The following is a 22,791-nucleotide window of genomic DNA, read 5'->3' as shown; positions in this document are numbered from 1 at the left end:
TGGGCCGGTCCGTCCGCTGATCCCGTGAGGTACCTGTGCGTCTTCCCAGAACCGGTACGCCCGGTGAGTCCGAGGTGTCCGGTGCGGCGGGGACCGGCGAAGGGGCCGGGCTCCGGCCTGGGCGCGGACTCGGGCGCGGAATGGTGTGGCTGCTCGCCGTGGCCTGCGGCGTCGGCGTGGGCAACGTGTACTTCCCGCAGGCCATCAGCCCGCTGATCGCCGACGGCCTCGGGGTCGCGCCGGACACGGCGGCCTTCGTCGTGACGGCGACCCAGTTCGGCTACGCGGGCGGCATCTTCCTGCTCGTCCCGCTCGGCGACCGCTTCCCCCACCGGCCGCTCCTCGTCACGCTGTTCACGCTCGCCGGAATCGGCCTGCTCGGCGCGGGCGCGGCGCCCGGCATCGGCTCCCTCGTCATCGCGAGCGCCCTCGTCGGCGTCACGACCGTCATCGCCCCGATCATCGCGCCGATGGCGGTGGGCCTGGTGCCCGACGACCGGCGCGGCGCGGTCACCGGCACCCTCCTGAGCGGGTCGATCGGCGGGATGCTGCTGTCCCGCGCCTTCGGCGGGGGCATCGGCGAATGGCTCGGCTGGCGGGCCCCCTACCTGATGTCGGCCGCCGTCGCGCTGGTCATCGCGGTCGTCCTGGCGCGCGCCCTGCCGCGCACGGTCGCGCCGTCGAAGCAGCGCTACCCCGCACTGCTCGCGGCCACGCTCCGGCTGCTGCGCACCGAGCCCGAGCTGCGCCGCTCCTGCGTCTACCAGGCCACGCTCTTCGGCGGGTTCTCCGCGCTGTGGACGGGCGTCGCGCTGCTGCTCACGGGCCCTGAGTACGGGCTCGGCGCGTCAGCCGTCGGGATGCTCGCGCTGGTCAACGCGGGGACGATGCTCGCCACGCCGGTGGCGGGCCGTGCGGTGGACCGGCGCGGCCCCGACGTCGTCAACCTCGTCTGCGTCGTCGCGGTCCTCGTCGCGGCCGCGGTGCTGTTGCTCGGCGGGGTCGGCGGCGCGGTGGGCATCGCGGGGCTCGCGGTGGGCTCGCTGCTGCTCGACGTGGCGATGCAGTCGGGCAGTGTCGCCAACCAGGTGCGGATCTTCGCCCTGAGCGACGAGGCGCGTGCGCGGCTCAACACGGCGTACATGACGTGCGGTTACCTCGGCGGCAGCGTCGGCTCCTGGCTCGGCGTACGCGCGTACGAGGCGTTCGGCTGGTCCGGGGTGTGCGGCCTGGTCGCCCTGCTCGCGGCCGTCGCGCTGGCCCGCCACGTGCTGGGCCCGCGCGCGGCTACGCCCCCGTCGCGATGAGCTCGTCCGCCGCGCTGTTCACGGGCTGCGGCGTGCCGGTGAGGTCCATCGTGAACAGCGGGACGCCGAGCGCGTCGGCACGGGAGCGGGCCTCGTCGGTGTACCCCGCGAGCGAGAAGAACGCGCAGGCGACGGCGGTCTCTTCGGCCTCGGTCATGGCGCTCAGCCACAGACACTCGACATCACGCGGCGCGGTACGCCGCAGCGAGGGCTCCACCTGCGCGACGATGCCACGCGCGGTGATCCGCACCCCCGAGCGCGGCCGGAGCGCACCACTGCGCGTATTGAGATACCCGAGCCACCGCAGATAGAGCGCGGCAACGGTAACGGCGTCACGCGCGTCCCGGATCGTCACGGGGTGGAAGACGGGGCGGGGGCGCGGGGCGGTACGGGGGAACGGAATATGAGCGGGGCCTGTCGGCGCCGAAGCGCCCCGGGCCCCCTCCGCACCGCGCGGCTCCACGTCAGGATCCGGCCTCACCGCATCGTCAGCCCTGGCCACCGAGCCTGCCCCCACCGGACCGTCCAGCTCCTCGGGAGCCTCCGTCCCTGCCCGTCCCGGCTCAGCCGCGCCAGCCACCCCCGGATGCACGGCGCCCTCCGAAGCGGCCGGTCCCGTCGACCCGGGGGCCTTCGTGCCCGCGCGCTTGGGGTCGGCCGCCGCGTCCGTGGGTGACCTGCGCACGCCCTCGACGGAGCCGGGCCGTCCCGTCCCGCCGGGCGCAGCCCACCGCACCGGAGGAAGGGAAGCCCGCATCGCGGGAATGACCGGTACCCGCAGGACCGCCCCGCACGCGCAGCCCAGTTCCGGCTGGGGCCATTGGCCGGGGCGGCCGCAGGCCAGGCAGCGGACCGTTACCCAGGAGTCCGCCCAGGTCTGGTCCGTGAGGGCCGTCGCCGGTGTGTCGCGGGCGATCGGCGGGACCACGGGGGCGCCGCACGCGCACGGGAACGCCGGGGGAGCGTAGGCGTGCTCGCGTCGGCAGAGGGGGCACCGCACCGGCACGCCGCTGTCCGCCATTCCCACCACCGCCTGCCGTCCGTCGTCGCGCCGTGATCCGCGCCGTCCTCTTCCATCGTCCACCAAAGTGCCCTGACGGGGTGTCGAGTTGAGGCAAAGGACGTGGCGGCCGCGAGGCTCGCGAGGGCCAGCAGCACCGCCGCCACCGTGAGCGTCTTGCGGCGGCTGCCGGGCAGCGGGTGGCCCGCCATCCGCGCGACCGTACGGGGCGTGGGCCGGGCCGCCGGATCCTTGGCCAGGCAGGCGGTGAGCAGCGGAAGGAGCGCATCGGGCGCGCCCGTGAGGTCGGGTTCGCCGTGCGTCGCGAGGAGGTCGGCCCCGTCCGGCGGCCCGCCCGCGAAGGGCGCGTGCCCCGTCGCGGCGAAGGCGAGCACCGCGCCGAGCGAGAAGACGTCGGCGGCGGGCGTGGCGAGACCCTGTGCCAGCTGCTCCGGCGCGGCGTACCCCAGGGCCCCCGCCCCCCACTTCCCGTCCACGCCCCGCGCGATCCCGAAGTCGACGACGCGGGGCCCGGCCTCGGCGAGCAGGACGTTCGACGGCTTCAGGCCCCGGTGGACCAGGCCCGCACCGTGGATGGTGTCCAGGGCCCAGGCCAGGGCGCTCGCCAGGGACCGCAACTCGGCGACACCGAGCGGCCCCGCGCCGCCCGGCGACGAACCCTCCGCCACGCGCGCGTGCAACGTGGGCCCCCGTACGTACTCCATGGCGACCCACGGCACCCCCGCGTCCGCCCCCACGTCCGCGTCGACGAGCGCGGCCGTATGGCGGCCGTGCACCGCGCCGAGCGTGGCGACCTCGCGGGCGAAGCGGGCGCGGAACTCCGCGTCCCTGGCGAGAAAGGCGTGCACCACCTTGAGCGCGACGGCCCGGCCCCGCGCGTCGTGTGCGAGGCGGACCGTCCCCGTCGTGCCCCGTCCGAGCAGTGCTCCGGCCGTCCAGCGGCCGTACGTCTCCGGTGCTGTGGCCACGGTCGACCCCCCGGTGGTGTCGCGCCGGTGTGGCGCGAATCCACCGTCTGGGACGCCCCCGCGGCGGGCCTGGTTCCCGGCCCGCGCGGGCGCCCGGATCGCGGATGTCTCTTGACGGTCTCCGCAGCACGCCTCTACATTGCTTCCATATAGCAGAACAAACTTTCCACAATGCGGAAACTGAAGCTCACCGCGGGGCGCGACGGGAGCCGAAACCGCCAGCCGTACGCGGTGGCCGAGAGGCCGCCGCAGCTGTCGAAGCTGTTGTCGAAGCAGGAGAACTCCCATGGCTCGTATGACCGCTGCCCGCGCGGCAGTTGAGATCCTCAAGCGCGAAGGCGTCGTCAACGCGTTCGGTGTTCCGGGCGCCGCGATCAACCCCTTCTACAAGGCGCTCAAGGAGGGCGGTGGCATCGACCACACGCTCGCCCGCCACGTCGAGGGCGCCTCGCACATGGCCGAGGGCTACACCCGGGCCAACCCGGGCAACATCGGTGTCTGCATCGGTACGTCCGGCCCCGCCGGCACCGACATGATCACCGGCCTGTACTCCGCGATCGGCGACTCGATCCCGATCCTCTGCATCACCGGACAGGCGCCCACGCACCTGCTCCACAAGGAGGACTTCCAGGCGGTCGACATCGCGACGATCGCCAAGCCGGTGACGAAGATGGCCGTCACCGTCCTGGAGGCCGCGCAGGTCCCCGGCGTCTTCCAGCAGGCGTTCCACCTGATGCGCTCGGGCCGTCCCGGGCCCGTCCTGATCGACCTGCCGATCGACGTCCAGCAGACGGAGATCGAGTTCGACCCGGAGACGTACGAGCCGCTGCCGGTCTACAAGCCGTCGGCGACCCGCGCCCAGATCGAGAAGGCGATCGGCTTCCTCCTGGAGTCCGAGCGTCCGCTGATCGTCGCGGGCGGCGGCATCATCAACGCGGACGCCTCCGACCTCCTGGTCGAGTTCGCCGAGATCACCAACACCCCGGTCGTGCCGACCCTGATGGGCTGGGGCACCATCCCCGACGACCACGACCTGAACGCGGGCATGGTCGGCCAGCAGACCGGCCACCGCTACGGCAACGCGACGTTCCTGGAGTCGGACTTCGTCCTCGGCATCGGCAACCGCTGGGCCAACCGTCACACCGGCTACAAGCTGGACGTGTACACCCAGGGCCGCACGTTCGTGCACGTCGACATCGAGCCGACGCAGATCGGCAAGATCTTCGCGCCGGACTACGGGATCGCCTCCGACGCCAAGGTCGCGCTCGAACTCTTCGTCGAGGTCGCCAAGGAGCTCAAGGCCGCGGGCAAGCTGCCCGACCGCTCGGCCTGGGTCGCCTCGCACCTGGAGCGCAAGGAGACCCTCCAGCGCCGCACGCACTTCGACAACGTGCCGATGAAGCCGCAGCGCGTGTACGAGGAGATGAACAAGGCCTTCGGCCCCGAGACGCGCTACGTCACGACCATCGGCCTCTCCCAGATCGCCGGCGCGCAGATGCTGCACGTCTACAAGCCGCGCCACTGGATCAACTGCGGCCAGGCGGGCCCGCTGGGCTGGACCATCCCGGCCGCGCTCGGCACCGCGAAGGCCGACCCGGAGACGCCGGTCGTCGCGCTCTCCGGTGACTACGACTTCCAGTTCATGATCGAGGAACTGGCGGTCGGCGCGCAGCACCGCATCCCGTACGTCCACGTCCTGGTGAACAACGCCTACCTGGGCCTGATCCGGCAGGCGCAGATCGGTCTGGACATCAACTTCCAGGTCAACCTGGAGTTCGAGAACCAGAACTCCCCGGAGCTGGGCGTCTACGGCGTCGACCACGTCAAGGTCGCCGAGGGCCTCGGCTGCAAGGCGATCCGCGTCACCGAGCCCGACGACCTCCTGCCGGCCTTCGAGCAGGCCAAGAAGCTCGCCGCGGAGTACCGGGTCCCGGTGGTCGTCGAGGCGATCCTGGAGCGCATCACGAACATCTCGATGAGCCCCACGGCCGACATCAGCGACGTCAAGGAGTTCGAGGAGATCGCCACGGAGCCGGGCCACGCGCCGACGGCGATCCGCCCGCTGAAGGTCTGACGGCGGGTACGGAGAAGTAACGAGCAGTACTGACAGGGGCGGTCCACCAGAGGGGGGTGGACCGCCCCTTCGGCATGCCGGGGAACCTCACCCGAACGGGCTAATCGGGGACGAGCGCTCCAGTCCCGTCCGTGCGCCTCAACCAGGCGCGTATCGCCCTTCGAGTAACCGGCCGCGGAACCCTGCGTGAGCTTCGCGATTGCACGCGGGCCGTCGAAGCAGCGCCATGGAGGGCGAGGGCGTGCGGTCCCGTGGCCGGCTTCGAGCCGAGCCAGTCGCGTGCCCGAGGGAGTGATCACCCATGACGCAGGGCGAGGCCTTCAGCAATCCCGACGCACTCAAGGGACTCACGGCGTACGACGCAAGCGGCGAGAAGATCGGCTCAGTCGAGCAGGTCTACCTCGACGACAGCACGGGGCGGGCCGAGTGGGTGACGGTGAAGACCGGCTTGTTCGGTACGAAGGAGAGCTTCGTGCCACTGGACGGAGCGGCCCGCAGGGACGACGCGCTCCAGGTCAGGCCAGCCAAGGACGTGGTGAAGGACGCACCGCGGGTGGACGCCGACCAGCACCTGGACGCGGCGCAGGAGCAGGAGCTGTACGCCCACTACGGCATGACCAAGCCCAGCCCGCGGGCCCGCGGCGTCGCGGGCACCGCGGCCGGCACCCCGGTGGCGGGCATGAGCACCGGTGTCGGCGCCGAGAGCCACGGACGGCACGCGGGCGCGAAGGAGTTCGCCTCGCGCGGTGCGGCCGGAGCGGCCGGTGCGGACGAGAAGGCCGAGGCGCTCGTGCGCTCCGAGGAGCGGCTGCGGGTCGGCACGGAGGAGACGGAGTCCGGTCACGCGCGGCTGCGCAAGGTCGTGGAGACCGAGGAGGTCACCACGTCCGTACCGCTCTCGCACGAGGAGGTGCGCGTGGTGCGCGAGCCCATCGGCGAGGGTGAGCAGGTGCGTTCGCGGATCGGCGAGGGCCAGACCGAGGTGACGCTGCACGCGGAGAGGGCGGTCGTCAGGAAGGAGACCGTCCCGGTGGAGCGCGTGCGCCTGGAGACGGAGCGGGTCACCGAGCAGCAGGAGGTGTCCGACACGGTCCGCAAGGAGCGGATCGAGTACGACGCCCCGAAGGACGAGGGCAAGTACGGCAAGGACACCAAGGGCGGTGACTGGCGGGGCAAGCGGGGCCCGGGCCACTGACCGCGGCACACAGCAGAGCGCCGAGCACGGGACCGTCCGTGCTCGGCGCTCTGGTCCGTCGCCGCGACGACGTTGTTGCCGTCCGACGGCGCGCGACTGGCGGAACATGCGTACGCGCTGCCGGACGGAGTCCATGGGCCCCGGGCGAAGGGGCGGGTGGACGGGACCGCGGCGGGTGCGACGAACCGGGGGTTCCCCTCCCTCAGGTCGAGAAGGAATCCTTCGGCCCATTACCACCGCACTGGCTCGCAGAGCCGCCGCGGACCTGGCCTGCCCGCGTGCGTCACGTACCACCCCTCATCCGGGTCCGTGACGACGGTGCGGGCTCAGCGCCGATGACCTGACCTCCCGTCAACTCACCGGCGCAGCCTGGGAACTGCCGCTCGCTCAGTCCTCGCGCAGGGCGCGGACGGCCTTCTCGACGCGCTTGCCGTAGTCGGCGTCGGCGGCGTGGAAGTGGGCGAGGTTCTTCTCGATGACGTCGTCGCGGGAGACCTGCGAGAGGCCACCGGCGATGTTCGCCACCAGACGGGACTTCTCGTCCTCCGACATCAGGCGGAACAGCTCGCCCGCCTGGAAGAAGTCGTCGTCCTTGGTGTGGGCCGGGGCCTCGTGCGTGCCCGTGTAGCCGTTGACGGCGAGCGGCGCGGAGAGCGCCTGGCCGGTCTCGGCGGGACCGTCGTACGAGTTGGGCTCGTAGTTCTTGCGGTCGCGGCCGTACGCGTTGGTCGCCATCAGGCCGTCGCGGCCGTAGTTGTCGGCCTTCGTCGCCTTGGGGGCGTTCACCGCGAGCTGGGTGTGGTTGACGCCCAGGCGGTAGCGGTGCGCGTCCGCGTAGGCGAACAGGCGGCCCTGGAGCATCTTGTCCGGCGAGGGACCGATGCCCGGGACGAAGTTGTTCGGGGAGAAGGCTGCCTGCTCCACCTCGGCGAACACGTTGTCGGGGTTGCGGTCGAGGACCAGACGGCCCACGCGCTGCAGCGGGTAGTCCTTGTGCGGCCACACCTTGGTGAGGTCGAACGGGTTGAAGCGGTACTCGGCCGCGTCCGCCGCCGGCATGATCTGCACGTGCAGCGTCCAGGACGGGTTCACGCCGCGCTCGATGGCCTGGAGGAGGTCCGTCTGGTGCGAGTTGGGGTCCTTGCCCGCGAGCTCGGCGCCCTGCTCGGCGGAGAGGCTGCGGATGCCCTGGTTCGTCTTGAAGTGGTACTTGACGAAGAAGGCCTCGCCCTGCGCGTTCGTCCACTGGTAGGTGTGCGAGCCGTAGCCGTTCATGTGGCGGTACGACGCGGGGATGCCGCGGTCACCCATCAGCCAGGTGATCTGGTGCGTCGCCTCGGGGGCGTGCGCCCAGAAGTCCCAGACGTTGTCCGCCTCCTGCTTGCCCGTGAAGGGGTCGCGCTTCTGGGAGTGGATGAAGTCGGGGAACTTGATCGGGTCCTTGATGAAGAACACCGGGGTGTTGTTGCCGACGAGGTCGTAGTTGCCCTCCTCGGTGTAGAACTTCAGCGCGAAACCGCGCGGGTCGCGGACCGCGTCCGCGCCGCCCAGGTTGTCCGCCACGGTGGAGAACCGCAGGAAGACCTCGGTGCGCTTGCCGATCTCGGCGAGGAAGTCGGCGTGGGTGAAGCCGGTGACGTCGTCCGTCACCTCGAAGTAGCCGTACGCACCGGAGCCGCGGGCGTGCACGACACGCTCCGGGATGCGCTCACGGTTGAAGCGGGCGAGCTTCTCCAGGAGGTGCTGGTCCTGGAGCAGGATCGGGCCACCGACGCCGGCGGTGGCTGAGTTCTGGTTGTCGGCGACGGGGGCGCCGGACTCGGTCGTAAGCACGCGCTTCGACATCGTGACCTTCCGTGCTGTGACTGCTGAGGTGTTCGGAGCGTAAGGACCCCTGAACTGCTACGTCAACAGTTTGTTGAAGTTGATGATGGGGTTCCGGGCCGCGGCGACGCCTGGGCGCGACAGGACAGGTGTCAGCGCCACCGCGGCCCGGAAGTTCATGAGGAGCTCTTAGAGCTCGGCACCCGAGAGACGCTCGACGGCGCGCAGCAGGGCGGAGTGGTCGAGGCCGCCGTCACCCTGGGCGCGCAGCGAGGCGACCAGCTGGGCGACGACCGCGCCGACCGGCAGGGCGGCACCGACGTTGCGGGCGGCGTCGGTGACGATGCCCATGTCCTTGTGGTGCAGGTCGATCCGGAAGCCGGGCTTGAAGTCCCGGTTCAGGAAGTTGTCCTTCTTGCGGGTCAGCACGGTCGAGCCGGCGAGGCCGCCGTTCAGGACGTCCAGCGCGGCCGTCAGGTCCACGCCGGACTTCTCCAGGAAGACCACGGCCTCGGCGCACGCCTGGATGTTGACGGCGACGATGAGCTGGTTGGCGGCCTTCACGGTCTGGCCCGAGCCGTGCGGACCGCACAGCACGATGGTCTTGCCCAGGGCGTCCAGGAGCGGCTTGGCCTCGTCGAAGTCGGCCTGCTCACCGCCGACCATGATGGAGAGCACGGCCTCGATGGCACCGGCCTCGCCACCGGACACCGGGGCGTCCAGGACGCGCAGGCCCTTCTCCTTGGCGGCCTTGGCCAGGTCCACGGAGGTCTGCGGGGTGATCGACGACATGTCGACGATCAGCGCACCGGACCTCGCGTTCTCCAGGATGCCGTCGGCACCGTACGCGATGGCCTCGACCTGCGGCGACGCGGGCACCATCGTGACCACGACGTCGGCGTCCTTGACGGCGTCGGCGATGGACTTCGCCACGGTGCCGCCGGCCGCGGCCAGGCGGTCCAGCTTGTCCTGCTCCAGGGTGAAGCCGGTGACGGAGTAACCCGCCTTGATCAGGTTCTCGGACATGGGGGAGCCCATGATGCCGAGTCCGATCCACGCGATCTTGGGAAGGTTGCTCATGCGGGTGCCTCTCTAACTGCTTTCGTACGACGGTGAGTTGGCGCTCAGCGCGCGGCGCGGGCCTCGGCGGGCAGCCAGTCGAAGGAGGCGGCGGCGTCGGCGGCCTTGTACTCCAGGCCGACCCACCCCTCGTACCCGACCTTGGCGAGCTGGTCGAGCAGGGCCTCCAGGGGCAGCGACCCCGTGCCGGGGGCGCCGCGGCCCGGGTTGTCCGCGATCTGCACGTGGCCGGTCTGGGCGGCGTAGCGCTCGATGACCGACGGCAGGTCCTCGCCGTTCATGGACAGGTGGTACAGGTCCATCAGGAACTTGGCGTTGCCGAGCCCGGTGAGGGCGTTCACCTTGTCGACGATCTCGATCGCCTTGGGCGCGCTCACGATGGGGCACAGCGGCGACTCGGGCTTGTTGAGGGCCTCGATGAGGAGGATCGCGCCGACGCGGTCGGCCTCGCGGGCCGCGAGCGCCAGGTTCTCCAGGGCGAGGTCATCCTGCACCGCCGGGTCCACGCCTTCGACGCGGTTGCCGTACAGCGCGTTGAGCGCCGTGCAGCCGAGGGACTTCGCGAAGTCGGCCGCCACCGCGAGGTTCGCGCGGAACTTCTCGCTCTCCTCGCCGGGGATCGACAGGGCGCCGCGGTCGGGGCCCGGCAGCTGTCCGGCGTAGAAGTTCAGACCCACCAGCTGGACGCCCGCGTCCTCGATCGCCTTCTTCAGGGCGTCGAGCTCGGACTGCTCGGGGGTGGGGGCGTCGACCCAGGGCCACCACAGCTCGACCGCGCTGAAGCCGGCCTTCGCGGCGGCCGCGGGGCGCTCCAGGAGCGGGAGCTCGGTGAAGAGGATCGACAGGTTCACATTGAAGCGCTGGTCGGAGTATCCCATGGGGCTTCCGCGCTCCTTCCGTATTGCGGAAGTTCATTTCTGCTTGATGGAAGAGTGCCTGCGATCTGCGGAAGCTGTCAAGAGGGGGCTGCCGAAAATTCGAGGACCGGCAGTAGGTTGTTCCGCGTGCGATTGAGAGTGGAGTTCACGACCGAACCCTTCGATCTCGACGAGGCCCCGGCGCATGCGCTGGTCGCCCGTGACGTCATCGAGGGAGCCCCGCTTGACGCGGTGGACGTAGGTCCGTTCGGCAATACGGCGGAGGGGGAGATCGACGCGGTGCTCACCGCGGTCGACGCCATGCTGCGCCGGTCCCTGGGGGCCGGTGCCACCCGGGTCTCGCTGCAGGTCAACGTGATCGGCGAACCGGGGGAGTCGGGCGAGCCGGGGGAGGCGGATAAGTGACCAGCTTCGGGGACGACCCCTTCGTCACCGCGGTGAAGCCGCTGGTGGACGCCATGGGCGGCGAGCTGATGCCGCCCGCAGAGGCGGGGGCCGACGACGTCGTCCTCGCCTGGGAGGGTGAGGACGTGGTGGCCGTGCGCCTGCCGCAGCTCGCCGACTCCCTGGACCACATCCTGCTCGCCCTGGAGCGCAAGCGGGGCAGGCCCCTGTCCGAGCTGGACCGCAAGGCGAAGCAGGAGGTCGTACGCATATTGGAGGCCCGGGGGGCGTTCTCCGTACGACACGGTGTCGAGACTGTGGCGAGCGCCCTAGGCGTCAGTCGTTTTACCGTCTACAACTACCTGAACAGGGAGAACGCGGCGAAGGGCGACTGACCGCCACCCTCCCGCAAGTCACCCTGTGCAGCCGAGCCGTCACCCGTATGAACGGGTGGCGGCTTCTTTGTTCAAGTTATTTCAACAAACTGTTGACGCCGTGTTGTTGAAGGTCTTAGCTGTTCCGCAGCCCGTCCAGCACAAGGCCACGGAGGCTCCCGTGACTTCGAGTACGACACCGGGTCTCACCCGGTTCAACGCCTTGGAGGAGGCCGCGGCCACCGCCGCCCTCCACGAGGCATGCGCCTCTTCGGCCTGGGGAGGAAAGCTCCTCGCCCAGCGCCCCTACGCCACTGCCGAAGCCCTCTTCGCCGCGAGCGACGCCGCCATGGCAGAGCTCACCGCCGACGATCTGGCCGAGGCGATGGCGGGGCACCCGCCGATCGGCCGCCCGAAGCCCGGGGACCCGACCTCGTCCCGCGAACAGCGGGGCATGGCAGGGGCCTCCGAGGAGCTCAAGGCCGAACTGCTCGAACTGAACCTGGCCTACCAGGAGAAGTTCGGACACGTCTTCCTGATCTGCGCGACCGGTGCCACCGCCGAGTTCATGCTCGGACAGCTCAGGATCCGGATCGAGAACGAGGCGGAGGGAGAGCGGGAGATCGTCCGTACCGAACTGGGCAAGATCAACCGCATCCGCCTGACCCGTCTCGTAGAAGAAGGAAGCGACGCATGAGCACCGCCACCACCGCCTCGGTGTCCACCCACATCCTGGACACCAGCGTCGGACGCCCCGCAGAGGGCGTCGCCATCTCCCTGTCGGCCCGCAGCGGCTCGGGCTCGGAGTGGCAGGCGCTCGGCGGCAGCGCGACCGACGCGGACGGCCGCTGCAAGGACCTGCCGGCCCTGCCGGAAGGCACCACCCACGTACGTCTCGACTTCGAGACCGAGACGTACTTCCTGAACAAGCACAAGCAAGCCGAGGCGCAGCAGGACGCCCCCGCGAATCGGGACAGCGGTGCGACCGGAGCGTTCTTCCCGGAGGTGGCGATCACGTTCGCCGTCACGCCGGGCGAGCACTACCACGTACCGCTGCTGCTCAACCCGTTCGGCTACTCCGTTTACCGAGGGAGCTAGCAGACATGCCCACCATTCTGGGACAGAACCAGTACGGCAAGGCTGAGAACCGGGTCGTAAAGATCACGCGGGACGGCGACACCCACCACATCAAGGACCTGAACGTCTCGGTCGCCCTCTCCGGCGACCTGGACGACGTCCACTACAACGGCTCGAACGCCAACTGCCTGCCGACGGACACCACGAAGAACACCTGCTTCGCGTTCGCCAAGGAATACGGCATCGAGTCCGCCGAGCAGTACGGCATCCACCTCGCCCGGCACTTCGTGGACAGCCAGCCCTCGATCCACCGCGCGCGGATCCGCATCGAGGAGTACTCCTGGGAGCGCATCGGCGGCTCCGACAGCAACTCCAAGTTCATCGGAGCCGACGAGGTCAAGCACTCCTTCGTCCGCAAGGGCCAGGAGACGCGGGTCGCCCAGATCACCTATGACGGCGAGAACTTCGAGGTCCTGTCCGGGCTCAAGGACCTGACCGTGATGAACTCCACGAACTCCGAGTTCTGGGGCTACATCAAGGACAAGTACACGACCCTGCAAGAGGACTACGACCGCATCCTCGCCACCTCCCTCTCCACCTGGTGGCGGCACAACTGGACCAACGACGAGCAGCGCATGCCGAGTTGGGAGCGGTCCTACGAGCAGGCGAAGAAGCACATCCTGCACGCCTTCGTCGAGACCTACTCGCTCTCGCTGCAGCAGACGCTCTACCAGATGGGCTCGCGGGTCATCAACAACCGCAGCGAGATCGACGAGATCCGCTTCTCCGCGCCCAACAAGCACCACTTCCGCCAGGACCTCTCCGCCTTCGGACTCGACAACGAGGCCAAGGACGGGGCCGTCTACTACGCGGCCGACCGTCCCTACGGCCTGATCGAGGCCACGATCCTGCGGGACGGCGTCGAGCCGAAGATCCCGGTCGACATGACCAACCTCTGACGCGGGACGCGCGCCCCCGCCCCACCGCAGTGAGCGGGGGCGCGCCACACCGGAGGGAACAGCAATGGCACAGCCTGCAACGGGGCCGGCAGAAGGCCCGTGTTCCACCCCATCGGACATAGCTGACGCCGAGTCGACTTCCGGCTGTCATCCGGTGGACGAGAAGCTCCACCCCTCGCGGCTCGTCCCCGCCGCGCTCCAGCACATCGCCGCCATGTACGCGGGCGTCGTCACCCCTCCGCTCATCATCGGCCAGGCGTGCGGCCTGGACACCGTGGCGCAGACCCGGCTCATCGCCGCCGGTCTCCTGATCGCCGGTCTCGCCACCATCCTGCAGACGCTCGGCGTCAAGGGCTTCGTCGGCAACCGGCTGCCGTTCGTCAACGCGGCCTCGTCCGCGGGCATCGCGCCCATCCTCGCCATCGCCGAGACCAACGCCAAGGGCGACCAACTCCCGGCGATCTACGGCGCGGTGATGGTCGCGGGCGTCTTCTGTCTCGCCGTCGGACCCTTCTTCGGCCGGCTGCTCCGCTTCTTTCCGCCGCTGGTCACCGGCGTCGTCATCACCCTCATCGGCGTCACGCTGATGCCCGTGCCGGTCAAGTGGGCACAGGGCGGGGACGAGACCGACCCGACCTTCGGCGACATGAAGTACCTCGCGCTCGCCGCCTTCACGCTCGTCGTGATCCTGCTGTTCCAGCGATTCGGCCGCGGCTTCCTCAAGCAAGTCGCCCTGCTTGCGGGCATGTTCATCGGCACGCTCGCCGCGATCCCGTTCGGGATGGCCGACTTCACCTCCGTGCAGACGGCGCCGCTCGCCGCGCTGCCCACGCCGTTCGCCGCCGGTGCGCCCGTCTTCCAGCCCGCCGCGATCCTCTCGCTCTGCATCGTGATGCTGGTCCTGATGACCGAGTCGGCGGCCGGGATGCTGGCCCTCGGCGAGATCTGCGACCGCAAGACCGACGGGAAGACCATCACCCGCGGCCTGCGCACCGACGGCATCGCCACGCTCGTCGGACCGGTCTTCGGCGGCTTCCCGACCTCGGCCTTCGCGCAGAACGTCGGTGTCGTCTCCCTGACACGTGTCCGCAGCCGGTACGTCGTCGCCGTCGCGGGCGGCGCGCTCATCGTGCTCGGTGCCTTCCCGGTGCTCGGCGCGGTCGTGAACGTCGTCCCCATGCCGGTGCTCGGCGGCGCGGGCATCGTCCTCTTCGGCTCCATCGCGGTCAGCGGCATCCGCACGCTCTCCGAGGCGGGCCTGGACGACAGCTCCAACATCATCCTGGTGGCCGTGTCGCTCGGAGCGGGCATCATCCCGCTCGCGGCGCCCACCTTCTACGCGGAGTTCCCCGCGTGGGCCCAGACCGTGCTCGGCTCCGGCATCAGCGCCGGCGCGCTCGTCGCGGTCACGCTCAACCTGTTCTTCCACCATCTCGGCACCCGTGGCTCCAACGCCGCGGCACTCAAATCTTCCTAGGGTCATGCCGTGCCCACATCGCCACTCACCCACGAAGGAAGCACCATGGCAACCTCGGCAAACCCCGACGGCGCCGTAGAGCGCATCGTCATCGAGAACGCCGCCATCGCGACGGTCGACGCCCAGGACACCGAGTACGCCTCGGGACACGTCGTCGTCGCGGGCAACAAGATCGAGTCGATCGGTGCCGGAAAGGCCCCCGAGGGCCTGGCGAACGTCGTACGCCGTGTCGACGCCACCGGCCACCTCGTCACCCCCGGCCTGGTCAACACGCACCACCACTTCTACCAGTGGATCACCAGGGGCCTGGCCACCGACCACAACCTGTTCAACTGGCTGGTGGCGCTGTACCCGACGTGGGCGCGCATCGACGAGCAGATGACGTACGCGGCCGCGCAGGGCTCGCTCGGCATGATGGCCCGCGGCGGCGTCACCACCGCCATGGACCACCACTACGTCTTCCCGCAGGGCTCCGGCGACCTGTCGGGCTCGATCATCCGTGCCGCCTCCGAGATGGGCGTCCGCTTCACCCTGGCCCGCGGTTCCATGGACCGCAGCGAGAAGGACGGCGGGCTGCCGCCGGACTTCGCCGTCGAGACCCTCGAAGGCGCGCTCGCCGCGACCGAGGAGACCGTCAAGAAGCACCACGACGCGTCCTTCGACGCGATGACGCAGGTCGCCGTCGCGCCCTGCTCGCCGTTCTCCGTCTCCACCGAACTCATGAAGCAGGGCGCCGAGTTGGCGCGCCGCCTCAACGTCAGGCTGCACACCCACGGCAGCGAGACGGTCGAGGAGGAGAAGTTCTGCCACGAGCTGTTCGGCATGGGCCCGACCGCCTACTTCGAGTCCACCGGATGGCTCGGTGAGGACGTGTGGATGGCGCACTGCGTCCACATGAACGACTCCGACATCGCCGCGTTCGCCCGCACCGGCACGGGCGTCGCCCACTGCCCGTCGTCCAACGCGCGGCTCGCGGCCGGCATCGCCCGCGTCCCCGACATGCTCAAGGCGGGCGTCCCGGTCGGCCTCGGCGTCGACGGCACCGCGTCCAACGAGTCCGGCGAGCTCCACACCGAGCTGCGCAACGCCCTGCTCATCAACCGGCTCGGCGCGCACCGCGAGTCCGCCCTGAACGCCCGTCAGGCGCTGCGCCTCGGCACGTACGGCGGCGCCCAGGTGCTCGGCCGTGCCGCGCAGATCGGCTCCCTGGAGGCCGGCAAGCTCGCCGACCTGGTCCTGTGGAAGATCGACGGCATCGGGCACGCCTCGATCGCCGACCCGGTCACCGCCATCGTCTTCGGCGCGGCGGCCCCGGTCACCCTCTCCCTCGTCAACGGCAAGCCGGTCGTGGAGAACGGCCGTCTGCTGCACGCCGACGAGGACGCCATCGCCCGCTCCACGCGGGACGAGGCGCAGCGTCTCGCGCGGATCGCCGCCGGGAGCTGACCCCATGAACTCCGGTTGAGGGGGACGGCCCTGAACCGGACTTGAGCAGCCGAGCGGGCTGCTCAAGTGCCGCCCCGGAACGCGGCCCAAAGCTTCGCGTTCCCGGGGCGGTCAGTACTACCTGGGCGCATTTCCGCCGGCGGCCACGCCGGTCCTCTCAGCACCATCCACAACTTCACACCGAGCAAGCCCTTGCACGACGCACCACCTCCCAGAAGCGAAAAGTGCCGGCGTCCAGCCGGTACTGGAAAACAACCGGAGGAGCCACAGTGGCCAATCAGCCCAGGTTCACCAAGCAAGGCACCACCCCAGACCCATCCGGAGACGACGGCGAGAGCGCCATATCCGGCACGTCCGGCGAGCACGCGGTCCACCCGGTCGACGAGAAGCTGCCGCCGCTGAAGATGGCGACGACCGGCCTCCAGCACGTGGCCGCCATGTACGCGGGAGTCGTCGCGCCCCCGCTGATCGTGGGAGCCGCGATCGGCCTGTCCGCCAAGGAACTCACCTTCCTGACCGGCGCCTGTCTCTTCACCGCGGGCCTCGCGACCTTCCTCCAGACCCTCGGCATCTGGAAGATCGGCGCCCGCCTTCCCTTCGTCAACGGCGTGACCTTCGCCGGAGTCGCCCCCATGCTGGCGGTCGTCGACTCCACCAAGGACAAGGACGACGCGCTGCCGATCATCTTCGGCGCGGTGATCGTCGCGGGCGTGCTCGGCTTCATCGCCGCCCCGTTCTTCTCCAAGATGATCCGCTTCTTCCCGCCGGTCGTCACCGGCACGGTGATCACCCTGATCGGCATCTCGCTGATGCCCGTCGCCTTCGGCTGGGCACAGGGTCCTGTCCCCGGCGCCGACGACTACGGCTCGATGAAGAACCTCGGGCTCGCGGGCATCACGCTCGTCGTCGTCCTGCTGCTGCGCCGCTTCACCACCGGCTTCGTGAAGCAGATCGCCGTACTGCTCGGCCTGGTCATCGGCACGGTGATCGCGATCCCCTTCGGCGTCACGGACTTCGGCCCGGTCGGCGACGCGGACATCGTCGGCTTCCCGACGCCCTTCCACTTCGGCGCCCCGCAGTTCGCGGCCGCCGCGATCGTCTCCCTCTGTGTGGTCATGGTCGTCTCGATGACCGAGTCGACCGCCGACATGCTGGCGCTCGGTGAGATCGTCGACCGCCCGGCCGACGAGAAGACCATCGCCGCGGGCCTGCGCGCGGACACCCTCGGCTCGGCGATCAGCCCGCTCTTCAACGGCTTCATGTGCAGTGCCTTCGCGCAGAACATCGGCCTCGTCGCGATGACCAAGATCCGCAGCCGGTACGTCGTGGCGGCGGGCGGCGGTTTCCTCGTCCTGATGGGTCTGTGCCCGATGGCCGCTTCGCTGATCGCGGTCGTGCCGCGCCCGGTGCTCGGCGGCGCGGGCGTGGTGCTCTTCGGCTCGGTCGCGGCGAGCGGCATCCAGACGCTGGTCAAGGCGAACCTGGAGAAGGACAACAACGTGCTGATCGTGGCGGTCTCGCTGGCCGTCGGCCTGATCCCGATCGCGGCGCCGGAGTTCTACCACGCGTTCCCGGAGACCGCGAAGATCATCCTCGACTCGGGCATCTCCACCGGCTGCGTGGCGGCCGTGCTCCTGAACCTGGTCTTCAACCACATCGGCAAGAACCGCGACGACGACGACGTCACGGCGCCGATGGAGGGCGGCGGAGCGATCGCGGAGACCCGGGTGCCGGGGCAGGCCGTGGTGCACTGACCCTGCCGCCGCGGTCCCAGGCGTCCGATGGCCCCCGCGCGGTCAGGTCCCGCGCGAGGGGCCACCGCGCGCGGGCCGTCGGACAGGGCCGTCGGACAAGGGCCACCGCGCGAGCGGCCGGTGCTCAGTCGCTGTCGACGTCCATCGCGTCGCCCTGTGCGGCACCGGCCCCGGCGCCGGCCGGGATGACCTTGAGAAGGTTGCCGTCCTTGTCGCACAGCTCCGCGCGCAGGATGTGACCGGACGTCATGCCCCGCCAGAAGATGACCTCCTGCTGCTGGGCGAAGGCCGTGGTGCCCAGGGTGTCCACCAGGTCGATGCCGCCGGGCGCGCTGATCACGTAGCGGTAGCCGCTGCCGTCGGGCTGGCGCGCCCAGTCGGGCACGTATCCGCCGGGGGAGCGGGTGGTGCTGACGAAGCCGGTCTTCTGGAGCAGCTTCTGGTAGTGCCGCAGGCTGGCCGGCAGCTTCTCGTTCCAGGCGTCGAAGCCCTTGCCGAGGATCTGGTCGGGGGTGCGCTTGTCCCACCGGTACAGGAGTTCGTTGTCCTTGCGGTAGCGCAGCGGCGGGACGGCGCGGCCCTGCTTGCGGTCCTCGCGCATCGACTTGACCTTGCCGGGGTCGGGGCCGTACGTGCTGTCCCCGAAGCCCACCGCCGGCTGCGGGGTCGGCGTGGTCTCCCGCGGGTACTTGTTCCGCTCGTCCATGAACTCCGCGTAGTCGTACTCGCCCGCCTCGGAGTCGATGCCGCCGTCGGACAGCTCCTCGGCGTCGGAGTAGTCCAGCTTGTCGACGTCCATCGCGTCCGGCCCCTGCGCCCGTTGGACGACGGGCTGCTCACCGCGCTGTCGCTCGTCCTCCTGGAGCAGCTGGACGACGGCGGCGTTGCCCGCGGTGCTCTGGAGCGCCTGGAGCCGTTGCAAGGGAGAGCCGGCACCGGCCGGGGCTCTGCGGGCCGCGGCTCGCGACGTCGCTGGGGCGTTGGTCCTGGCGTGGTCGTGTTCGCGCAACGGGGGGCTCCTCGGTGACAGAGGGTCCCATGTTTCCCGGTGGGTGCCGGTCGGCGCCAGAAGCCGAAGGGCAGCATCGGGTGGCCGAACGGGCAGGTGGGCGCGGTAGGAGCGGTCGATCCGAGGGGGCCGGAGGTCTTCCGCAGCCGGGGTGCGCTGACGTAACGTCGTGGCGCCGCCGATCGCATGGCGGAAGTTACTTTCCAGTCGGTCAGCCGCCCTGTGCCGCGTCTCATGAACTCCCACGGCCCACGGGCGACTTCCGGCGTCACGCAACGGAAGAAGCGCCACCCATGAGTTCTGACATGAGTTCTGAAGCGAAGTCCGCCGGCGCGCGTGCGGGCGCCCCCGAAGTCCACCCCGTCGACGAGGTCCTGCCGCCGGGCCGGATGCTCGTCGCCAGCCTCCAGCACGTCGCCTCCATGTACGCGGGCGCGGTCTCCGTCCCGCTGGTGGTGGCCGTCGCCGCCAAGATGTCGCCGGGGGACACGGCCGTACTCATGGGCGGCAGCCTCTTGATGGCGGGCATCGCGACGCTGTTGCAGACGCTCGGCATCGGCAACTTCATCGGCTCGCGGCTGCCGTTCGTCAACGGCGTCTCGTTCGCGGGCGTCGGTGTGATGCTGACGATCATCGCGACGCAGGGCGGCGTCGAGGCGGGCATGCCGGTCGTCTTCGGCGCGATCATCGTCTCAAGTGTCTTCGGTTTCCTGGTCAGTTCGTACTTCTCACGCCTCGTCCGCTTCTTCCCGCCGGTGGTGACGGGCTCGGTCATCACGCTGATCGGCGTCTCGCTGATCCCCGTCGCGTACGACTGGATCGTGGACGACTCCACGACCGGTACGCCGGAGCCGAAGAGCATCGGACTCGCGGGTGCCACCGTCCTCGCCATGCTCCTGCTGCAACGCTTCACGCGCGGTTTCCTCAAGCAGATCAGCATGCTCTTCGCGATGGTCTTCGGCACGCTGCTCGCGATACCCATGGGCCTCGCCGACTTCTCCGAGCTGGACGGCGCGGACGCGGTCGGCATCCCCTCGCCGCTCCACTTCGGCGCCCCGGAGTTCAACCTCCCCGCGATCATCTCCATGTGCGTCGTGATGCTGGTGATCCTCACCGAGTCGACCGCCGACATGATCGCCCTCGGCAAGATCGTGGACAAGGAGGTCGACGAGAAGACCATCGCCCGCGGACTGCGCGCCGACGCCCTCGGCTCCGCGCTCAGCCCGCTCTTCAACGCCTTCCACGCCAGCGCCTTCGCCCAGAACATCGGCCTGGTCGTCATCTCCAAGGTGCGCAGCCGCTTCGTGGTCGCGCTCAGCGGCGCCATCCTCGTCCTGATCGGCCTCAGCCCGGCCGCCGCGGCGCTCATCTCGGTCGTCCCCATGCCGGTCCTCGCCGCCGTCAGCCTCTTCCTCTTCGGCTCGATCGCGGTCAGCGGCATCCAGACCCTCCTCCAGGCCGACCTGCACCGCGGCGACAACGCGCTGATCGTGGTCGTCACCCTCGGCGCGGGCCTGGCCCCCGCACTCTCCGACGGCTTCTACGCCGCGTTCCCCGACTGGGCCCAGATCGTCCTCGGTTCCGGCATCTCCACGGGCTGCATCCTCGCGGTGTCACTGAACCTGGTCTTCAACCACCTTGGCAAGAAAGAGAGTTCGGTGTCACCGGACCCGGAGCCCGCGTCGACGCACTGAGCCGGAACCCTCCCCCGCCGGGCCCTCCCGCGGCCTGACCACGCTGGTGCGCCGTGCTCACCACCCCCACACCCCACCCCCGCCCCCACGCAGTCGGGCAGGCTCACCGCGACGGCGACGGGCGGCACGGTGGCCGCTGGCTGTCCGGCTTCTCCTGGGCGGTGGTGTTCGTGCCCCTGCACGTGGCGGCCGACAGCGACGTGGAGCGGCAGGACGCGTGGGCCTGCGGACGGTGCGCCGCTGAGAGGCGCGGGACGCCGGGCCGAGAGCCAGCTGATGTCGCGTCAGCCCACGCCCCCGGGCACGACCAGGCCCGTCTCGTACGCGATCACCACCGCGTGGGTCCGGTTCTGCGCGCCGAGTTTGGTCAGCACGTTCCCGACGTGCGTCTTCACCGTCTCCAGGCTCACCCCGCACGACGCGGCGATGTCCGGGTTGGACCGGCCGGTGGCCATCAGGCGCAGCACCTCCTCCTCCCGGCCCGTCAGCGCCGCCCGGGGCAGCGCCTTCGCTGATTCCCGCGGACGGGTGGTGACCATCTGGCGCAGGGCCGCGGGGAAGAGGATCGCCTCGCCTGCCGCGACCACCCGCACCGCCTCCGCGATCCTGGGGACGGGCAGTCGCTTGAGCACGAAGCCGCTGGCCCCGGCGCTGAGCGCGGCGGTGACGTAGTCGTCGTTCTCGAAGGTGGTGATCACCACGACCTTGGGCGGGTCGGCGGGCCCGGCGAGGAGCTGCCGGGTGGCCTCGATGCCGTCGAGACGCGGCATCCGTACGTCCATCAGGACCACGTCGGGCCGCAACCGCCGTGCTCGCTCGACCGCCTCGATGCCGTCGGCGGCCTCCCCGACGACGGCGATCCCCGGCTGCGACGCGAGCAGCGTGCGCAGACCGCTGCGGGTCACCTCGTCGTCGTCCGCGATCAGGAGAGTGGTGGGGATGACGGCGTCGGCGGCGTCAGTGGTGACGGCTGCGCTCGCCGGTGAGCCGGTCATGCGGGCAACCGTACGGGCAGCCGGACCGCGAGCCGCCAGTGCTCGGGTCCGTCCGGACCGGCCTCGATCTCGCCGTGCAGGAGCCGCACGCGCTCGAAGAGGCCGGGCAGGCCGTGCCCGGACGTCGGGAAGGCATCCGGGCGCTTTCCGCACGCGGCTCCGCCCCCGACTCCGCTCCCGGATCCGGTCCTGTTGACCACGTCCAGCTCCAGCGAGTCCGGCGCGGCCGTCACCGTGACCCGGATCGGACCGCCCGCCCCGTGCCGCAGCGCGTTCGTCAGTCCTTCCTGAACGATCCGGTACGCCGCCCGGGAGAGCGTGCCCCGCACCTGCGCGTGGTCACCCGAAAGCTCCGGCTCCACCACCGCGCCCGCGTGCCGCAGCCGGTCGAGCAGTTCGGGCAGGTCGGCCAGGGTCCGGGTGGGCGCGGTGCCCGACTTCTCCTCGCGCAGCATGCCAAGGACGTAGTCCAGGTCCTCCAGGGCGGACCGGGTCGACTCCTCGATGCTGCGCAGGGCGGCCCGCGCCGCCACCGGGTCGGCATCGAGCACCTCGCCCGCCACCGCTGCCTGGATCGTGGCCGCCGTCAGGGTGTGCCCGATCGAGTCGTGCAACTCGTGGGCGAGGCGGTTGCGCTCGGCCAGTGCCCGCTCCCGCTCGGCCGCCAGCGCGAGCCGCTCGGCCGACGAAGGACCGAGCAGCCTGGGCGCCAGCCACCGCAGCGCGTACGTCACCACCAGGCACAGAGCCACCGCGAGCAGCAGGCAGCAGAGCGCCGATGCCCAGCTCTGCCAGCCGCTCTCCGCCCGCAGCGACCAGCCGTTCACACTCACCCCGGCCTCGGCACCTGCCCAACCGCCGGGCAGGAGCAGGGCCGCGACGAACAGCAGGACGCTCAGCTGCGCCCCCGCCCACCCCAGCACCACGTGCGCCAGGAGCCAGAGCGAGGTCCGCAGGCGGTCGGCGCGCCGACGCCCGCCCACGGGGTCGGGCAGCGGCACCCCCAGCATCCGCCGCGCGCAGGCGATCAGCACCCGCCGCGTGGTGTGGGCCAGCCCGGTCACACCGATCAGGACGGACCAGAGCAGCACGGTCAGAGCGACCTGCACTCCCCAGGAAGCGGACGGCCACGCCATCGCCGGTAGCGCGGCGAAAGGCAGCAAGGGAAGGCTCGCCAACGCGCCGCAATAGGCGAAGAGCGCACCTGAATACGTGGAGCCGCGCAGCAGCGGCCGGATTCCTCTGAACATGGCCAGGTAAGTATGACCGGACGGC

At 70.5% G+C, this 22,791-nt stretch carries 20 protein-coding genes; 12 read left to right on the top strand and 8 right to left on the bottom strand.

What is annotated here, in order from left to right:
- The first annotated feature begins 140 nt into the window (after positions 1 to 140).
- On the top strand, positions 141 to 1,307 hold the full coding sequence (locus tag ACIO9J_RS14700) for an MFS transporter (protein WP_401998628.1): 1,167 nt from the start codon (positions 141 to 143) through the stop codon (positions 1,305 to 1,307).
- On the opposite strand, the gene ACIO9J_RS14695 is transcribed toward ACIO9J_RS14700, so the two are convergent.
- Together ACIO9J_RS14695 and ACIO9J_RS14690 are read right to left on the bottom strand one after the other, a co-directional pair.
- A complete protein-coding gene (locus ACIO9J_RS14695; RefSeq protein ID WP_401997898.1) occupies positions 1,288 to 1,662 on the bottom strand; it encodes a hypothetical protein in 375 nt (124 codons plus the stop codon). The two genes, ACIO9J_RS14700 and ACIO9J_RS14695, sit on opposite strands and share 20 nt — an antisense overlap.
- Before the next feature lie 500 nt (positions 1,663 to 2,162).
- Entirely contained in the window at positions 2,163 to 3,296 is a 1,134-nt protein-coding gene (locus ACIO9J_RS14690) for a serine/threonine-protein kinase (RefSeq protein WP_401997895.1), read from the bottom strand.
- 295 nt (positions 3,297 to 3,591) lie between these two features.
- Between ACIO9J_RS14690 and gcl the strand changes: the two genes are divergently transcribed.
- Together gcl and ACIO9J_RS14680 are read left to right on the top strand one after the other, a co-directional pair.
- The gene (gcl, locus tag ACIO9J_RS14685) at positions 3,592 to 5,370 is read left to right on the top strand and encodes a glyoxylate carboligase (RefSeq protein ID WP_401998625.1); all 1,779 of its coding nucleotides are present in this window, start codon (positions 3,592 to 3,594) and stop codon (positions 5,368 to 5,370) included.
- A 301-nt stretch (positions 5,371 to 5,671) separates the two neighbouring features.
- Entirely contained in the window at positions 5,672 to 6,565 is an 894-nt protein-coding gene (locus ACIO9J_RS14680) for a PRC and DUF2382 domain-containing protein (protein WP_401997892.1), read from the top strand.
- A 387-nt stretch (positions 6,566 to 6,952) separates the two neighbouring features.
- On the opposite strand, the gene ACIO9J_RS14675 is transcribed toward ACIO9J_RS14680, so the two are convergent.
- The 3 genes from ACIO9J_RS14675 to ACIO9J_RS14665 form a co-directional block, all read right to left on the bottom strand.
- Positions 6,953 to 8,410, bottom strand: a complete 1,458-nt coding sequence (locus ACIO9J_RS14675; RefSeq protein WP_401997889.1) for a catalase — start codon at positions 8,408 to 8,410, stop codon at positions 6,953 to 6,955.
- A gap of 168 nt (positions 8,411 to 8,578) precedes the next feature.
- Positions 8,579 to 9,469 (bottom strand): 2-hydroxy-3-oxopropionate reductase, encoded by an 891-nt coding sequence (locus ACIO9J_RS14670; protein ID WP_401997886.1) that lies wholly within the window; start codon positions 9,467 to 9,469, stop codon positions 8,579 to 8,581.
- Positions 9,470 to 9,513: 44 nt separating this feature from the next.
- Positions 9,514 to 10,347, bottom strand: a complete 834-nt coding sequence (locus tag ACIO9J_RS14665; protein WP_401997883.1) for a TIM barrel protein — start codon at positions 10,345 to 10,347, stop codon at positions 9,514 to 9,516.
- Positions 10,348 to 10,473: 126 nt separating this feature from the next.
- Here ACIO9J_RS14665 and ACIO9J_RS14660 point away from each other — a divergent pair, with 126 nt between their 5' ends.
- The 8 genes from ACIO9J_RS14660 to ACIO9J_RS14625 all read left to right on the top strand — a co-directional run bounded on the left by ACIO9J_RS14660 (position 10,474) and on the right by ACIO9J_RS14625 (position 17,818).
- A complete protein-coding gene (locus ACIO9J_RS14660) occupies positions 10,474 to 10,752 on the top strand; it encodes a hypothetical protein (RefSeq protein ID WP_401997880.1) in 279 nt (92 codons plus the stop codon).
- Positions 10,749 to 11,126, top strand: coding sequence for a helix-turn-helix domain-containing protein (locus ACIO9J_RS14655; protein WP_401997877.1), 378 nt, complete (start codon positions 10,749 to 10,751; stop codon positions 11,124 to 11,126). Before ACIO9J_RS14660 ends, ACIO9J_RS14655 begins: the two co-directional genes overlap by 4 nt.
- Positions 11,127 to 11,286: 160 nt before the next feature.
- Positions 11,287 to 11,802, top strand: coding sequence for a 2-oxo-4-hydroxy-4-carboxy-5-ureidoimidazoline decarboxylase (gene uraD, locus ACIO9J_RS14650; protein WP_401997874.1), 516 nt, complete (start codon positions 11,287 to 11,289; stop codon positions 11,800 to 11,802).
- Entirely contained in the window at positions 11,799 to 12,203 is a 405-nt protein-coding gene (gene uraH / locus ACIO9J_RS14645) for a hydroxyisourate hydrolase (protein ID WP_401997871.1), read from the top strand. The genes uraD and uraH overlap by 4 nt, the downstream gene beginning before the upstream one ends.
- A gap of 5 nt (positions 12,204 to 12,208) precedes the next feature.
- Positions 12,209 to 13,141 (top strand): factor-independent urate hydroxylase, encoded by a 933-nt coding sequence (gene pucL, locus ACIO9J_RS14640; RefSeq protein ID WP_401997869.1) that lies wholly within the window; start codon positions 12,209 to 12,211, stop codon positions 13,139 to 13,141.
- A gap of 64 nt (positions 13,142 to 13,205) precedes the next feature.
- Entirely contained in the window at positions 13,206 to 14,618 is a 1,413-nt protein-coding gene (locus ACIO9J_RS14635; protein WP_401997866.1) for a nucleobase:cation symporter-2 family protein, read from the top strand.
- A gap of 45 nt (positions 14,619 to 14,663) precedes the next feature.
- On the top strand, positions 14,664 to 16,064 hold the full coding sequence (locus ACIO9J_RS14630; protein ID WP_401997863.1) for an 8-oxoguanine deaminase: 1,401 nt from the start codon (positions 14,664 to 14,666) through the stop codon (positions 16,062 to 16,064).
- A gap of 404 nt (positions 16,065 to 16,468) precedes the next feature.
- The gene (locus tag ACIO9J_RS14625) at positions 16,469 to 17,818 is read left to right on the top strand and encodes a nucleobase:cation symporter-2 family protein (RefSeq protein ID WP_401998622.1); all 1,350 of its coding nucleotides are present in this window, start codon (positions 16,469 to 16,471) and stop codon (positions 17,816 to 17,818) included.
- Between the two features lie 124 nt (positions 17,819 to 17,942).
- Here the strand turns inward: ACIO9J_RS14625 and ACIO9J_RS14620 are convergent, their stop codons facing one another.
- A complete protein-coding gene (locus tag ACIO9J_RS14620) occupies positions 17,943 to 18,827 on the bottom strand; it encodes a hypothetical protein (RefSeq protein ID WP_401997860.1) in 885 nt (294 codons plus the stop codon).
- Between the two features lie 305 nt (positions 18,828 to 19,132).
- Here ACIO9J_RS14620 and ACIO9J_RS14615 point away from each other — a divergent pair, with 305 nt between their 5' ends.
- Positions 19,133 to 20,521: a nucleobase:cation symporter-2 family protein gene (locus tag ACIO9J_RS14615; protein ID WP_401997857.1), complete on the top strand. Its 1,389-nt coding sequence runs from the start codon at positions 19,133 to 19,135 to the stop codon at positions 20,519 to 20,521.
- Positions 20,522 to 20,805: 284 nt separating this feature from the next.
- Here the strand turns inward: ACIO9J_RS14615 and ACIO9J_RS14610 are convergent, their stop codons facing one another.
- Together ACIO9J_RS14610 and ACIO9J_RS14605 are read right to left on the bottom strand one after the other, a co-directional pair.
- Complete coding sequence (locus ACIO9J_RS14610) at positions 20,806 to 21,516, bottom strand: response regulator (RefSeq protein ID WP_401997854.1); 711 nt, start codon at positions 21,514 to 21,516, stop codon at positions 20,806 to 20,808.
- On the bottom strand, positions 21,513 to 22,766 hold the full coding sequence (locus tag ACIO9J_RS14605) for a sensor histidine kinase (RefSeq protein ID WP_401997852.1): 1,254 nt from the start codon (positions 22,764 to 22,766) through the stop codon (positions 21,513 to 21,515). Before ACIO9J_RS14605 ends, ACIO9J_RS14610 begins: the two co-directional genes overlap by 4 nt.
- Positions 22,767 to 22,791: the final 25 nt, after the last annotated feature.

The organism is Streptomyces sp. NPDC087300 (genome assembly GCF_044744425.1).
In the GTDB taxonomy this organism is placed as follows: Bacteria; Actinomycetota; Actinomycetes; order Streptomycetales; family Streptomycetaceae; genus Streptomyces.
The sequence above is the reverse complement of the archived record's forward strand: the minus strand, read 5'-3'. Positions and strand labels throughout refer to the sequence as shown.